Consider the following 13,428-nt stretch of genomic DNA (forward strand, 5'->3'; position numbering starts at 1 on the left):
TAAAGGTTATTTGTCGACTAGGACTTTCGGGTTGGAGTTACCCCAAACCGTATACAAGTCTGCCAACAATGCCCCGTTGATGTCCTCGACTTCCGCTTGGGCAATCTGCGCATTGCCCTGCTTGCCAAACAACACCACCTCATCCCCACTCTTTACGGTCGGCACATCGGTGACATCGACCATCAACGTATTCATCGACACTTTGCCCACCACCGGCACGCGATGGCCATTGATCAGCACGATGCCTTTGTTGGTGAACGCGCGGCGATAGCCATCGGAATAACCCACGGTAATGTTAGCCAGTTTCGAATCCCGCGCCAGGGTGTAGGTGCGGTCATAGCCAACGGTGTTGCCCTTTGGGTAGCTGTTGACCGACGCCACATGGGACTTGAACTGCATCACCCGCTTGTATTCGGTAAACGCCGGTACGGTGTCGCCAAACAGCAGGCCGCCTGGGCGAACCATGTCCAGGCGCGACTCGGGCACTTCCAGGGTGGCGAAGGAGTTGGCGGCGTGCAGGGTGATTTTGCTGCGGTCCAGTTGGGCGACGTTGATCAGCCAGTTGGCCTGTTCGTTGAAGGACTTGAGGCCGGTGCGTACGTCGGCGGCGTCTTCAACGGCGAAGTGGGTCATGATCGCCTTCACTTCAAGGTTCGGCACTTTGGTGATGGCGACGGCATCGCGGCGGCCTTGGGCGGTGGTCATTTCCACGCCGTTGCGGCTCATACCGCTGGAGTTCAGGCCCAGGTGGACCACCAGTGGGCGGCCGTGGTGTTCGGCGATCAGGCTGGCGCGCACCGCGAAATCCAGATTGCCCACCAACTCTTCGACGTTATAGGGCAGTGCCGCTTCCAGCTCGCTCAAGGCGGCTGTGCGTACGCGGATCAGTTGGCCCTTGAAGCCGCTTTCGCGTACCACGCGGGCTTCTTCGTTGCTGGCGATGCCGACGCAGGGCACACCCAGCTTGATCACCGACGGCATCAGCAAACCAATGCCATGGCCGTAGGCATCAGCCTTGAGCACGGCGCAGATTTTCGACTTGTCGGCGAGAGTGGTTTGCAGGGTGCGGATGTTGTGTTCGAAGGCGGCTTTGTTGATTTCGACCCAGGCGTTGCTGTCCTGGATATTGACCTGCGCCACCCCGTCGGTCATCGACAGTGGCGGAGCGGCGAAGGTTGGGTTTTGCAGCAGAACCATGCCCAGTGAGAGGGCGAGCAATGTGCGAGTAAATGGCATTGGCGAGTCTCCATGACTTTCTTGTAGGGGGTATTGCGCGTGTGCGGCGCCATACTCGGATCGTCCTACAAAAAAGTCGAGACCCTGGGTCGCGGTTCTGTCCTAAAGCGTCGTGAGAATGATCAGAGTGTTAGTCGTGATCGATATCCAGCTTGGCAAAGGTCACTTTGCCGCCTTCCTTGCTCTCGCCGCTGTTGTCTTGCACGTAGACCCCGGCCTTGAAGTACAGCGGCTTTTTTCCCCAGGCGGCACCGATGCGTTCGTTCCATTGGCCGTTGGCGGCTTCGACGCTCAACAGGCCTGCGCGGTTCAAGTGGATGACGTAGGTGAAGTTACGCTCCAATGGCACATTCTCGGCGACGATGATCACCCGGCCTTCGCTGTCATCCGGGCGCATGCGGACTTTGGCGACGATGTTGCCGGTCTGGGTTTTTTCCTTGTACTGGTATTCGACTTTTATCAGCGGTTTCTGGCTGTCATAGGCGTGGATCTGGCCGATGACGATCTTGCCGGAAGACGGCACCTGATTGATGGCCAGGGTGGCGCGCAGGTAATTGTCGGCGTCCGGATACATCCAGTTGCGCAGGCGACCGTCGGCGTAGGTTTCCCGCAGTTCACTGCGAGGGTAAATGGCGTTTTCGGTGCGCGTCCCGGTGACCGGGGACCAGAACTGCACGCTGCTGTCTTCGGCCTGGAAGTATTGGTCCTTGAAACCGCTGAGCAGTTTGGGGGTGTCGATGGTGGTGGGCGGGGAGCCAACGGGAATGCTCAGGTTCCAGGTGGACAGATCAATCATTGAGTACGCCTTTAATAGGAGGAAGAAGGCCGTGGCCCGAGGGTTCGCGGATTCTTTATAAGCGCCTGGTAATAGATTGTTAATGATTTTGTGGCGGGTTATTGACGTCAGTAGAATGTCAAAAAGCCATGTTCCCCATAAAGCGGGGGCTGTGGGCACTTACCGTTAGTCGGTTGTATGGCCGTTGGCGCAATGATGGCACTGTCGTCACTTCTGCTTTATTGGATCCAGGGCTAGAGTGAGTCCTCAATGTTTGTCCGGCTTTTTCTCAAAAGTGACCGGAGTGGCTCCTCAAGGAAGAGATGCAACATGGCATGCGCTTCAATCAAGCCCGGCGAAGGCACTTCAGTTCTCTTGGTGGTCGATGACTACCCTGAAAACCTGATCAGCATGCGCGCGCTTTTGCAGCGTGAGGATTGGCAGGTCGTGACTGCCGGCTCGGGTCTTGAAGCCCTTGAGTTGTTGCTGGAGCACGATGTCGACCTGGTACTGCTGGATGTACGGATGCCCGGCATGGACGGCTTTGAAGTCGCCCGACTGATGCGTGGCAGCCAACGCACCCGGATGACACCGATCATTTTCCTAAGCGCCAATGCGCAATCGCCGGCGGCGGTGCTGGAAGGCTATGCCAGCGGCGCGATCGATTACCTGTTCAAACCCTTCGACCCCCATATCCTCAAGCCCAAGGTCCAGGCCCTGCTGGAGCATCAGAGCGGCCGCCGGGCCCTGCAGCGCTTGAGTCATGACCTGGAGTCAGCTCGTGCCTTCAATGCCTCGGTGCTGGACAACGCCGCCGAGGGCATTCTGGTGGTAGGCGAAGACGGTGTGATCAGCTACGCCAACCCGGCAATTTCGCGTCTGCTCAATGCCTCGGTCAATGAGTTGCAGGGCAAGGAATTCCTCAGCTTCCTGCAAAAGCCCCAGGTGCCCGGCTGGTCCGACTCCGAGCTGTACGCCGGCTATCGCCGAGGCGAGACCTGGCGCCTGCACGACGCCATCCTGCGCACCGCCCCTGGTCAGCAACTACCGGTGGCGATGTCTTGCGCGCCGTTGCCCGCCGAGCAGAAGGCCATGGTAGTCACGGTGCTGGACATGTCTGAGGTGCGCCATTTGCACCAGCAACTGGAGTTCCAGGCGGTTACTGACCCGCTAACCGGCCTGCTCAATCGGCGCGGGTTCCATCAGGCTGTGGAGACCATCCTGTTGCGCGGTGAGCGCAGCGAGCACTCCCTGGTCTTGCTGTATCTGGACCTGGACGGCTTCAAGCGGGTCAACGATTCCCTGGGGCACGACGCCGGTGACCGGGTGCTGTGCTGGGTCTCGGAGCAATTGAAGGCATGCTTGCGTTCATACGACATTCTCGGACGCATGGGCGGTGATGAGTTCACCGCGCTGCTGGAGCTGGAGTTCCCGGAGCAGGCAGCGAAGATCGCCGAGAAGCTGATTGAGCGAGTGTCGATCTGTCAGCAGGTCGAGGGGCTGGATGTGATGCTTGGCGTCAGTATCGGCATTGCCACGTTTCCTGACTGCGGCTCCGACCTGGACGGCCTGCTGCGCGCGGCGGACATCGCCATGTATGAAGCCAAGCGCGCAGGGCGTCAGCAATACCGCTATTACGATCAGGAAATGAACGGTCGGGCGCGCTCGCGCTTGATGCTCGAAGACAGTGTGCGCACCGCCATCGACAACAAGGAGTTCACCCTGGTGTACCAGCCGCAGGTATCTCTGGGCGATGGTCATTTGCGTGGGGTCGAGGCGCTGTTGCGCTGGCAGCACCCCAGCGTTGGCGACGTGCCGCCTGGGTTGTTTCTGCCGTTGCTGGAAGAGGCGCGGCTGATCAGCCAGCTCAGTAACTGGATCTACCAGCAGGTGGCGATCCAGCGAAAGGCCTGGACCCAGGCGTTCAGCGATGAGTTGGTACTAAGCGTGAGCCTGAGCAGCAGCCAGTTCAATATGCCCAACCTCGCCGTTCAACTGCAGCAGGTGCTGGAGCGACATGGGTTGCAAGGGCGGCAGTTGGAGGTGGAAATCAGTGAAGAAAGCTTGATGCACAACGCCGAGGAGTCGGCCAAGCAACTCAGGTTGTTGAGGATGGTCGGGGTACGTATCGCCCTGGATGATTTTGGTTTGGGCGCCTGTTCCCTGGCGCACTTGCGTGATCTTGAGTTCGATACCTTGAAACTCGATCCGCAATTGATTGCCCGCCTACCGGACTCGCCACGGGATGCCGCCATGGCCCGCAGTATTATCGAGCTGTGCCGGCATTTCGATTTGCTGGTGATTGCCGAGGGAGTCGAGACCCAGGAGCAGTGCCAATGGCTCAAAGCCAATGGCTGCCAGTTTATTCAGGGGTCACTGGTGGCTCAACCGCTGACGGCCGAAGAGGTTGCCGACTGGCCGTAACCTTTCGCCTTGCGCGCGGCGCCCCGCTGAATTCGCTACACTGGCGACCTTTCAAATCCCCGTTGTTGACGCCATGACCGCGCTGAAATACCTCCAGGCCTACCCGGCTTCCCTGCAAGACCAAGTACGTCAATTGATCGCCAAGGATCAGTTGAGCGACTACCTGAGCCAGCGTTATCCCGAGCGCCACGGTGTACAGAGCGACAAGGCCTTGTACAGCTATGCGCAGGCCTTGAAGCAGGACCATCTGCGTAACGCGCCGGCCATCGACAAAGTATTGTTCGACAACCGCCTGGACCTGACCCATCGCGCACTGGGCCTGCACACCACTATTTCCCGGGTGCAGGGCGGTAACCTCAAGTCCAAGAAAGAAATCCGCATCGCTTCGTTGTTCAAGGACGCAGCGCCCGAGTTCTTGCGAATGATCGTCGTCCACGAACTGGCACACTTCAAGGAGTCGGACCACAACAAGGCATTTTACAAGCTCTGCGAACATATGCTGCCCGGCTACCATCAGGTGGAGTTTGACCTGCGGGTATACCTGACTTGGCGCGATTTGCAGGTCAAGACCTAACTTCCAAAAGGCTACCGAGCATGGATGTCAGCAAGACCAAAAGCAGCTTCTATCGCCGCCTGTATGTGGCGTATCTGATCGACAGCAAGTTGGCCAGCAGCGTCCCGGCGCTGACCGAGGTGACGGGTATGCCCCGGCGCACGGCCCAGGATACGATTGCGGCGTTGGCGGATCTGGATATCGTCTGTGAGTTTGAACAGGAAGACGGCGCCCGCAATCATGCTGGGCACTATCGGATTCGCAGTTGGGGTGCGATTGATCGGCGGTGGATCGAGGCAAATCTGTCGCCGATCAAGCAAGTGTTGGGATACCCCTAGGCCCGGCGCATCCCGATATGAGGAATATCATCTTCAAGATATTCCTCCCCGACCACCACAAACCCGTACCGCCCGTAATACCCCTGCAAATGCGCCTGGGCCGACAGATAGATCGGTACTTCGGGCCAGTTCTTGTGCGCCTGCCTGAGCGCTTCATCCATCATCTGATGACCAAGACCGGTACCCCGTGCACTCGGTGCGACGATCACGCGGCCTATTATCAGGTCACCGCCGTGGAGGTCCGGGTCCAGCAGGCGCAGGTAGGCTACCAATTGATCGTCGTTCCAGGCCATCAGGTGATGGGTATCACCTTCCAGGTCCTGGCCGTCGAGGTCCTGATAAACGCACTGTTGCTCGACAACGAAGACCTCCACCCGCAGGCGCAAAATTGCGTACAACTGTTCCTTGCCCAGATCATTGTGGTGTTTGCAGACCCAATCGACAGTCATTGTTATATCTCGAATAAGTACCGGCCTGGGATAGTAATCCCGTGGCTGGCAACTGTCTTTATGGGTTGTGCAAACCCCTGAAAAGCCAGCTATATTTCGAGTGGCGTCAAATCGCCATCATTGAGTGCTCCAGCCGCTGACTTCTTTGTGTAATCTGCTGCACAGCGCGAGTGATGAGCTACAGTCAGGGCCTGGGCGTGATGCGGATCACTGCCTGCCAGGCGCCATCCCCCGTAAGCATTTGCTCGCTGCGCAAGGACCTCAAGCATGCCGCGATTGTCTCGTGCCGTTGCTTTGCTCGGATTGCTGTTGCTGGCTCAGACGGCCATCGCAGAACGCTTGCGCCTGGTGGCAGATGCCTGGCCGCCGTTTACCGACGCCACGCTGGTCAATGGCGGATTGGCCACCGACATCGTCAGCACCGCGCTGGCCCGTGCGGGCTATCCCAGTAATTTTGAACAGGTGCCCTGGGCTAGGGCGTTGATGGGCGTAGGTGACGGGCGTTATGACGTGCTGGTCAACGCCTGGTACGACGAAGCGCGTACGCAGTTGGGGCAGTTTTCTGACGAGTATTTGCTTAACAGGGTGCGATTTCTCAAGCGCCGAGACGACCCCATCGAGTTCCAGAACCTGCAGCAACTGCACGACTATCCCGTCGCCGTGGTGCGCGGCTATGCCTATTCGGCGGACTTCGACCGCGACCTGCAATTTCAGAAGGTCCCTGTGCACAACTTTGCCATGGCCGTGCGAATGCTGGCGGCACAACGGGTTCGGCTGACGGTGGAAGATGAGTTTGTCGCCCGCTACTACCTGGCCCGTGAGTCAGCCAGGGTGCGCAATGCGGTGGAGTTTCTGCCCAAGCCGTTGAGTGAAAACAGCCTGCATATCCTGGTCAGCCTGAAAAATCCGCAGCACAAGCAAATCGTTGCCGGGTTTGATCGGGAGATTGCCAGGATGAAGGCCGATGGCAGTTATGCAAAGTTGTTGAAGCAGCACGGGATGTAGCGGTTTACGTGGCGCTGGTGTCCTTGATCAGATGCGTTGCCAACGTCCGCAACGGCCCCAGCTGTCGACAAATCAACGCCAACTGCGTCTGCACCAACCGCTGCCCTTCGTCGATCTCATCGGGCATCTGTTCCAGCTCAACCGCCAGTGCTTCCTCGGTATCGCTCTGAATTGCGATCGGCTGTTTGTTGGCCAGCCCCGTGGCGATCTCGTCGATGCTCGCCGCCAGGGTTTTGCCAGCGCCTTCGATCAAGTGTGCGCGCACCTCGGCCGGTAACTGGGTTTCGCGGTGTGCACCCAGCCCCGACAGGTAGCTGAGCAAGGTGTGAGACAGCACCAGGAAGCGAAAGCCCACGTCGGCTTCCTTACGGAAATGCCCCGGCTCCATCAGCATATTGGCCAGGGTGGTGGACAGTGCCGCATCGGCGTTGTGGGCGTTACGGCGGGCCAGGCGGTAAGCGAGGTCGTCGCTTTTGCCTGCGCCATATTGCTGCATGATTTGCCGCAGGTAGATGCTGTTGCAGGTCAGGGTGTTGGCCAGCACTTTGTTCAGGCGTCGGCCCTGCCAGTCCGGCAGGAACAGGAACACCGCCAACCCGGCAATCAGGCTGCCGAGCAAGGTATCGAACAGTCGCGGCAGGAACAGCCCGTAGCCATCGCCCACCTGGTTGAAGCAGAACAGCACCATCAGGGTGATCGCCGCCGTCGCCAGGGTGTAGCGGGTGGTGCGGTTGATAAAGAACACCAGGCCGGCGGCGATGGCGAACATCGATTGCACCAGTGGGCTTGGGAACAGGTCGAACAGCGCCCAGGCCACGGTCAGGCCGATGGCGGTGCCGATGATTCGTTGGCCGAGCTTGCGCCGGGTGGCGCCGTAGTTCGGCTGGCACACGAACAGGGTGGTGAGGATGATCCAGTAACCTTGAGAAGGGTGGATCAGATGCACCATGAAGTAGCCGATGCTCAGCGCCAGGGACAGGCGCAGGGCGTGGCGGAACAACAAGGACGTCGGCGTCAGTTGGGTACGCAGGCGCGTCCACATTTCCTTGAGGTTGCGTGGCGAGCGGTCCAGCAGGTTGCTGTCTGTGGCATCCGCCAGGCTGTCGGGGTTGCTGGCGTCGCTGAGCAAGCGGTCGAGGGTCGCCAGGTTGGCCGACAGCGCCCGCAGCGAGCGCAGCAGGCCGCGCCAGGCCGGGTTGCTCTGGATACGCAGGTGTTCCAGGGAGGCGTGCAGGTCGCCCAGGGCTTCGGCGAAGCTTGCGTCATAGACGAAGGGCTGGCGCAATTGGATCGACTCGGCGAGAACCTGGCAGGCCTTGCCTTGCTGGCGCAGCAGGCGCTGGCAGCGGAACAGCACGTCACTGTGGAAGAAGGCTTCGGCCAAGGCGTTGTAGGGGTAGTGTGATGAGCTTGCGCGTTCGTGGATGTCTTGTGCCAGGAAGTACAGCTTGAGGTAGCGGCTGACCTTGGACCCCGGTCGGCCATTGCCGACCCGGTGCAGGATGATCTCCTTGGCCGCGTTCAGCGCCGCCACCACCCGACCATTTTGCTGGGCCAGTTCCAGGCGCCGCGCTTCTACATCCAGTTGGCGGATCGGTTCGAACAGGGTCGACTTGAGCTTGAGGTAGTGCCCCAGTTCGCGGAACAACCGCGCCAGGCTCTGTTGCACCGGCTGGTTGGAAAACAGCGCCTGCCACAGCACCGAGAGCACCCCGTACCAAGCGGCACCGGCCACCAGCAGCAAGGGTTCGTGCCAGAAATCGGTGACCGCTCCGCCGCGCTGGTCAACAGCGATCATGGTGTAGACCGACAGAATCAAGGTCGCCGAGGCGATAGCGCCGTAACGCTCCCCCAGCGCACCGAGCATAGTCAGGGCGAAACTGGCCAGGGCCAGGGCGATGGCGAAAATCCAGGGGTAGGGGAAGAGTAACTCCACCGACAGCGCCGCAATACTGAAACACACCAGCGTCACCGCCAGCGCATTGAGGCGGCCTTGCCAGCTGTCATCAGTCTCGGCCAGGGCACTGGCGATAATCCCCAGGAACAGCGGGATCAGCAGCGTCATCTCATCCTGGTACCAGCACAGCGCCATGCTGCCGGTGAGGGCGATGAATACCCGTACGCTGTAGCTGAACTTGTCCAGCGCCCAAAGGCGCCGCATGGAATGGTTGAACGAGGTCGATGACATGAAGTCTGGGGTCTTCCGGGACGATGCCGCTAAATTGAGCCAGTAATGACGTCACGGCAAGGGTGACGATCACATCTGAAGGCAAAATATGTTCCGGCCTTGAAATACACACCCTCGTTTCACTCGACAGCTCCTACGGTTTTAGATGATCTCAGGCGTATTGCGCAGCAGCGTAGCCGGATGCCCACGCCCACTGGAAATTGAACCCGCCCAGGTGCCCGGTCACATCCAGCACTTCACCGATGAAGTACAACCCAGGGCTTTTCAGGGACTCCATCGTCTTGGACGACACTTCCCGCGTGTCCACGCCACCCAAGGTCACTTCCGCCGTGCGATAGCCTTCGGTGCCCGCCGGGACCAATTGCCAGCTTGCCAGCTTCGCCGCGATATCCGCCAGTTCGGCGTGGGTGTACTGCTTCATCGGCTTGGAAATAAACCACTGCTCGGCCAACAGGTTGGCCATCTTCTTGGTGAAGATCTCACCCAGCAGGGTTTTCAACTCGCTGTTTGGGCGTTCGGCCTGTTGCTGTTGCAGCCAGGCGTGGGCGTCATGATCAGGTAGCAGGTTGATTTCCACGGCATCGCCGGATTCCCAGTATGAGGAAATCTGCAAAATCGCTGGCCCGCTCAGGCCGCGATGGGTAAACAGGATGTTCTCGCGAAAGCTCTGGTCGTTACAGCTCACCAGGCAATCCACCGAAGTGCCGGACAACTCGCCGCACAACTCCTTGAGCTGATCGGTGATGGTGAATGGCACCAGCCCGGCGCGGGTTGGCAGCAGTTCATGGCCGAACTGTTTGGCTACCTGATAACCGAAGCCGGTGGCGCCCAAGGTAGGGATCGACAGCCCGCCCGTGGCAATCACCAGGGATTCGCAGCGCAACTCGCCCAGGGTGGTTTGCAATTGATACCCGGCGTCGAGTTTTTCGATCTGCTGGATCGAGGTGTCCAGGTGCAGGCTCACGCCCACTTGCTCGCACTCATCGAGCAGCATGCCGAGGATGTCGCTGGATTTATTATCGCAGAACAATTGGCCGAGCTTCTTCTCGTGATACGGCACGCCGTGCTTGGCCACCATGCCAATGAAGTCCCACTGGGTGTAGCGGGCCAGGGCAGACTTGCAGAAGTGCGCGTTGTGGGAGAGGAAGTTGGCAGGTTCTGTGTACAGGTTGGTGAAGTTGCAGCGGCCACCACCGGACATCAGGATTTTTTTGCCGGCCTTGTTCGCATGATCGACCAACATCACTTTGCGCCCACGCCCGGCGGCGGTCAGTGCACACATCAAACCCGCGGCGCCGGCGCCAATGATCACGACTTCGGTAGAGCGCAAAATACAGTCCTCATGCAAATTCTGGTTCACTGCAAATCCTGATATGCAATGCAATGAAATGTGGGAGCTGACCTGACTGCGATGGCATCAACTCAGTCTGTTAGACCGAGTCGTCTGCATCGCGGGCAAGCCCGGCTCCCACATTGATCTGGTTCCTACAGTGGTTACGCGGCGCTCTTAGAGAATGCGAACGCGCAACGAGCGGCCTTTGATCTTGCCGTCATTCAAGCGCTGCAACGCCTGCTTGGCGACCCCGCGCTCCACGGCCACAAACGCCTGGAAATCAAAGATCGCGATCTTGCCCACCTGGGCGCCTGGAATCCCGGCTTCACCGGTCAGGGCGCCGAGGATGTCGCCCGGACGAACCTTGTCCTTGCGACCGGCACCAATGCACAGGGTGCTCATGACCGGCACGAGCGGCGCGCCACCCTGGGACTTGAGGTTGCTCAGTTGGTCCCAGTTCAGTGGAGCTTTTTGCAGTTGTTCGATGGCCTGGGCGCGGTGGGCTTCGGACGGTGCTACCAGGCTGATAGCAATGCCTGTCTCACCGGCGCGACCTGTACGGCCTACACGGTGAATGTGAATTTCCGAGTCGCGGGCCAGCTCAACGTTGATCACCATGTCCAGCGCGTCAATGTCCAAGCCACGGGCGGCGACGTCAGTGGCCACCAATACCGAAGTACTGCGGTTGGCGAACATCGCCAGCACTTGGTCACGGTCACGCTGCTCTAGGTCGCCATGCAGGCCGACGGCAGAAATGCCCTTGGACGTCAGGTGGTCGACGGTTTCCTGCACTTGCTGCTTGGTAAAGCAGAAGGCCACGCAAGAGGCCGGACGGAAGTGCGCCAGGACCTTGGTCACTGCTTCCATGCGCTCTTCCGGGGAAATTTCGTAGAAGCGCTGCTCAATCTGCGAATCGGAGTGGAAAGCTTCGGCTTTCACTTGCTGCGGCGCGCGCATGAATTTGGACGCCAGCTGCTTGATGCTCACCGGGTAGGTTGCGGAGAACAGCAGGGTTTGGCGACGGGCCGGGGTCTTGCTGATGATGTCTTCGATGGCATCGTAGAAGCCCATGTCGAGCATGCGGTCGGCTTCATCGAGGATCAGCGTGTTCAACCCGTCGAGTACCAGCGAACCCTTGCGCAGATGCTGCTGGATACGGCCTGGGGTGCCGACGATGATGTGCGCGCCGTGTTCCAGCGAAGCAATCTGTGGTCCCAGGGACACGCCGCCGCACAGGGTCAACACCTTGATGTTGTCTTCGGCGCGGGCCAGGCGGCGGATTTCCTTGGCAACCTGGTCGGCCAGCTCGCGAGTTGGGCACATCACCAGGGCCTGGCAGCCAAAATAACGCGGGTTGATCGGGTTCAAAAGGCCAATGCCGAAAGCCGCGGTCTTGCCGCTGCCGGTCTTGGCTTGGGCGATCAGGTCCAGCCCCTTGAGGATCACCGGCAAGCTTTGCGCCTGGATCGGCGTCATCTCGACATAACCCAGAGAGTCGAGGTTAGCCAGCATGGCGGCGGACAGCGGCAAAGTATTAAAAGCGGTGGCGATGGTGGTCACGGGACTGGCCTGCAAAACAAAATGTCGCGCAGTGTAGCAGCCCGCCGCGAAATTCCCCGCATGTTCCGGACAAGGGGGCGGCGGGCAGCGGCAAGTTGTGAGCGGCAAGCGACAAGTTCAGAGCGGTTCTCTTGCGGCTTCAAGCTTGCGGCTTGAAGCTGCTCCTCGGCGACAACTGCAGGAAGATCGCCGCTGCCAGCATCGCCATGATGCCCACGGTGAGGAAGGTCAACTGGAACGCGCCGAGCACGCTTTCTACGCCATCGTTGCCGGTTTCGGCAGTAAACCCGCCGAGCAATGCACCGGCGCAGGCCACCCCCAGGCTCAGGGACAATTGCGCCACCACCGAGAGCAAACTGTTGCCGCTGCTGGCCTGGGCATCGTCGAGGTCGATCAGGGTGACGGTGTTCATTGCGGTGAACTGCAAGGAATTGATCGCCCCCAGCACTGCCAGCATCCCCAGCAGCAGCGGGTAGGGCGTGTTCTCGGTGACGAGGCCCATGCTTGCGAGCATCAAGCCGAGTGCAAGGGTGTTGCCGGTCAGCACCACGCGATAACCCAGGCGCTCGATCAGCGGTCGGGCGACGGACTTGGCCAGCATCGCCGCCGCAGCCAGGGGCAGCATGCTCATCCCGGCTTGGGACGGTGAATAGCCCAACGCCACCTGCAGCAGCAACGGCACCAGAAACGGCAAGGCACCGCTGCCCAGGCGCGCAAACAGGTTGCCCAGGATACCCACCGCAAAGGTGCGGGTCTTGAACAGTGCCGGCGAGAACAACGGGTTATCGATATGCCCGGCCCGTAGCCAGTAGGCCGCGAGGCACGCTAGGCCGCCGAACAGCAGCAACATCACCCGCAGGTGCGGCAGGTGCAATTCCCCCAGGCCTTCCATGGCGACGGTGATCAGCACCATCGCTGCGCCAAACAGCAGAAAGCCCACGCCATCAAAACGCGTGCGTTCGCTGCCGCGCAGGTCGGGGATAAATTTCCATACGGCGTAGCAGCCGATCATGCCCACCGGCAAGTTGATCAGGAAGATCCAGTGCCAGGTCAGGTATTGCACCATCCAGCCGCCCATGGTCGGGCCGAGCAAGGGCCCAAGCAGGCCGGGAATGGTGATGAACCCCATGATTCGCACCAGCTCCGAGCGGGGGTAGGCGCGCAGCACCACCAGTCGCCCGACCGGCAGCATCAGTGCGCCGCCCAAGCCCTGGATCACGCGGGCGCCTATCAGCATGGTCAATGTGCTGGACAGGGCGCAGAGCAACGAGCCGATGCTGAACAGCATGATCGCGCCGAAGAAGATTTTTTTGGTGCCGAAACGGTCGGCGATCCAGCCCGAGGCTGGGATCAGCAGGGCCACGGTGAGCATGTAGGCGATCACCACCCCTTGCATGCGCAGCGGGTTTTCCGCCAGGTCCTGAGCCATGGCGGGTAATGCGGTGTTGAGAATCGTCCCATCCAACGACTGCATGAAGAAGGCAATCGCTACCACCCAGGGTAGCCAGCGGGCGGTCTTGGCGTCGAGAGGGGCGCGATTCGGCATGAGTTCCCTTTTGTTAGCAGG

Annotated in this window: 11 protein-coding genes; 4 read left to right on the forward strand and 7 right to left on the reverse strand. The window is 59.9% G+C overall.

Annotation, left to right across the window (positions count from 1 at the left end):
- Positions 1 to 6 precede the first annotated feature (6 nt).
- Complete coding sequence (alr, locus tag AAEZ06_RS11015; RefSeq protein WP_149414447.1) at positions 7 to 1,236, reverse strand: alanine racemase; 1,230 nt, start codon at positions 1,234 to 1,236, stop codon at positions 7 to 9.
- 130 nt (positions 1,237 to 1,366) lie between these two features.
- Positions 1,367 to 2,032, reverse strand: a complete 666-nt coding sequence (locus AAEZ06_RS11020) for a polysaccharide lyase family 7 protein (RefSeq protein ID WP_149414448.1) — start codon at positions 2,030 to 2,032, stop codon at positions 1,367 to 1,369.
- 309 nt (positions 2,033 to 2,341) lie between these two features.
- Here AAEZ06_RS11020 and AAEZ06_RS11025 point away from each other — a divergent pair, with 309 nt between their 5' ends.
- The 3 genes from AAEZ06_RS11025 to AAEZ06_RS11035 all read left to right on the forward strand — a co-directional run bounded on the left by AAEZ06_RS11025 (position 2,342) and on the right by AAEZ06_RS11035 (position 5,326).
- On the forward strand, positions 2,342 to 4,435 hold the full coding sequence (locus AAEZ06_RS11025; RefSeq protein WP_350614255.1) for a putative bifunctional diguanylate cyclase/phosphodiesterase: 2,094 nt from the start codon (positions 2,342 to 2,344) through the stop codon (positions 4,433 to 4,435).
- A 73-nt stretch (positions 4,436 to 4,508) separates the two neighbouring features.
- On the forward strand, positions 4,509 to 5,009 hold the full coding sequence (locus tag AAEZ06_RS11030) for a M48 metallopeptidase family protein (RefSeq protein ID WP_149414450.1): 501 nt from the start codon (positions 4,509 to 4,511) through the stop codon (positions 5,007 to 5,009).
- 20 nt (positions 5,010 to 5,029) lie between these two features.
- Positions 5,030 to 5,326: a winged helix-turn-helix domain-containing protein gene (locus tag AAEZ06_RS11035; protein WP_149414451.1), complete on the forward strand. Its 297-nt coding sequence runs from the start codon at positions 5,030 to 5,032 to the stop codon at positions 5,324 to 5,326.
- Here AAEZ06_RS11035 and AAEZ06_RS11040 read toward each other — a convergent pair.
- Positions 5,323 to 5,775 carry a GNAT family N-acetyltransferase gene (locus AAEZ06_RS11040; protein ID WP_149414452.1) on the reverse strand — a complete coding sequence of 151 codons (453 nt, stop codon included), beginning with the start codon at positions 5,773 to 5,775 and terminating at the stop codon, positions 5,323 to 5,325. The two genes, AAEZ06_RS11035 and AAEZ06_RS11040, sit on opposite strands and share 4 nt — an antisense overlap.
- 267 nt (positions 5,776 to 6,042) lie before the next feature.
- On the opposite strand from AAEZ06_RS11040, the gene AAEZ06_RS11045 reads away from it, so the two are divergent.
- Complete coding sequence (locus AAEZ06_RS11045; protein WP_149414453.1) at positions 6,043 to 6,780, forward strand: substrate-binding periplasmic protein; 738 nt, start codon at positions 6,043 to 6,045, stop codon at positions 6,778 to 6,780.
- 4 nt (positions 6,781 to 6,784) lie between these two features.
- Here the strand turns inward: AAEZ06_RS11045 and yccS are convergent, their stop codons facing one another.
- The 4 genes from yccS to mdtD form a co-directional block, all read right to left on the reverse strand.
- Positions 6,785 to 8,968 carry a YccS family putative transporter gene (gene yccS, locus AAEZ06_RS11050; RefSeq protein WP_350614258.1) on the reverse strand — a complete coding sequence of 728 codons (2,184 nt, stop codon included), beginning with the start codon at positions 8,966 to 8,968 and terminating at the stop codon, positions 6,785 to 6,787.
- Positions 8,969 to 9,119: 151 nt separating this feature from the next.
- Positions 9,120 to 10,298, reverse strand: coding sequence for a BaiN/RdsA family NAD(P)/FAD-dependent oxidoreductase (locus AAEZ06_RS11055; protein WP_149414463.1), 1,179 nt, complete (start codon positions 10,296 to 10,298; stop codon positions 9,120 to 9,122).
- Positions 10,299 to 10,475: 177 nt separating this feature from the next.
- Positions 10,476 to 11,813: an ATP-dependent RNA helicase DbpA gene (gene dbpA, locus AAEZ06_RS11060; RefSeq protein ID WP_256666344.1), complete on the reverse strand. Its 1,338-nt coding sequence runs from the start codon at positions 11,811 to 11,813 to the stop codon at positions 10,476 to 10,478.
- A gap of 187 nt (positions 11,814 to 12,000) precedes the next feature.
- Positions 12,001 to 13,407, reverse strand: coding sequence for a multidrug transporter subunit MdtD (gene mdtD / locus AAEZ06_RS11065; protein ID WP_149414455.1), 1,407 nt, complete (start codon positions 13,405 to 13,407; stop codon positions 12,001 to 12,003).
- Positions 13,408 to 13,428: the final 21 nt, after the last annotated feature.

This window comes from Pseudomonas sp. HY7a-MNA-CIBAN-0227, assembly GCF_040310325.1.
In the GTDB taxonomy this organism is placed as follows: domain Bacteria; phylum Pseudomonadota; class Gammaproteobacteria; order Pseudomonadales; family Pseudomonadaceae; genus Aquipseudomonas.

Excerpts from the sequence above, each read along its gene's own strand:
- AAEZ06_RS11035 (WP_149414451.1), top strand. The coding sequence starts at position 5,030 with ATGGATGTCAGCAAGACCAAAAGCAGCTTCTATCGCCGCCTGTATGTG.
- dbpA (WP_256666344.1), bottom strand. The coding sequence starts at position 11,813 with ATGCTGGCTAACCTCGACTCTCTGGGTTATGTCGAGATGACGCCGATC.
- AAEZ06_RS11040 (WP_149414452.1), bottom strand. The coding sequence starts at position 5,775 with ATGACTGTCGATTGGGTCTGCAAACACCACAATGATCTGGGCAAGGAA.
- AAEZ06_RS11025 (WP_350614255.1), top strand. The coding sequence starts at position 2,342 with ATGGCATGCGCTTCAATCAAGCCCGGCGAAGGCACTTCAGTTCTCTTG.
- yccS (WP_350614258.1), bottom strand. The coding sequence starts at position 8,968 with ATGTCATCGACCTCGTTCAACCATTCCATGCGGCGCCTTTGGGCGCTG.
- alr (WP_149414447.1), bottom strand. The coding sequence starts at position 1,236 with ATGCCATTTACTCGCACATTGCTCGCCCTCTCACTGGGCATGGTTCTG.
- AAEZ06_RS11045 (WP_149414453.1), top strand. The coding sequence starts at position 6,043 with ATGCCGCGATTGTCTCGTGCCGTTGCTTTGCTCGGATTGCTGTTGCTG.
- AAEZ06_RS11020 (WP_149414448.1), bottom strand. The coding sequence starts at position 2,032 with ATGATTGATCTGTCCACCTGGAACCTGAGCATTCCCGTTGGCTCCCCG.
- AAEZ06_RS11030 (WP_149414450.1), top strand. The coding sequence starts at position 4,509 with ATGACCGCGCTGAAATACCTCCAGGCCTACCCGGCTTCCCTGCAAGAC.
- mdtD (WP_149414455.1), bottom strand. The coding sequence starts at position 13,407 with ATGCCGAATCGCGCCCCTCTCGACGCCAAGACCGCCCGCTGGCTACCC.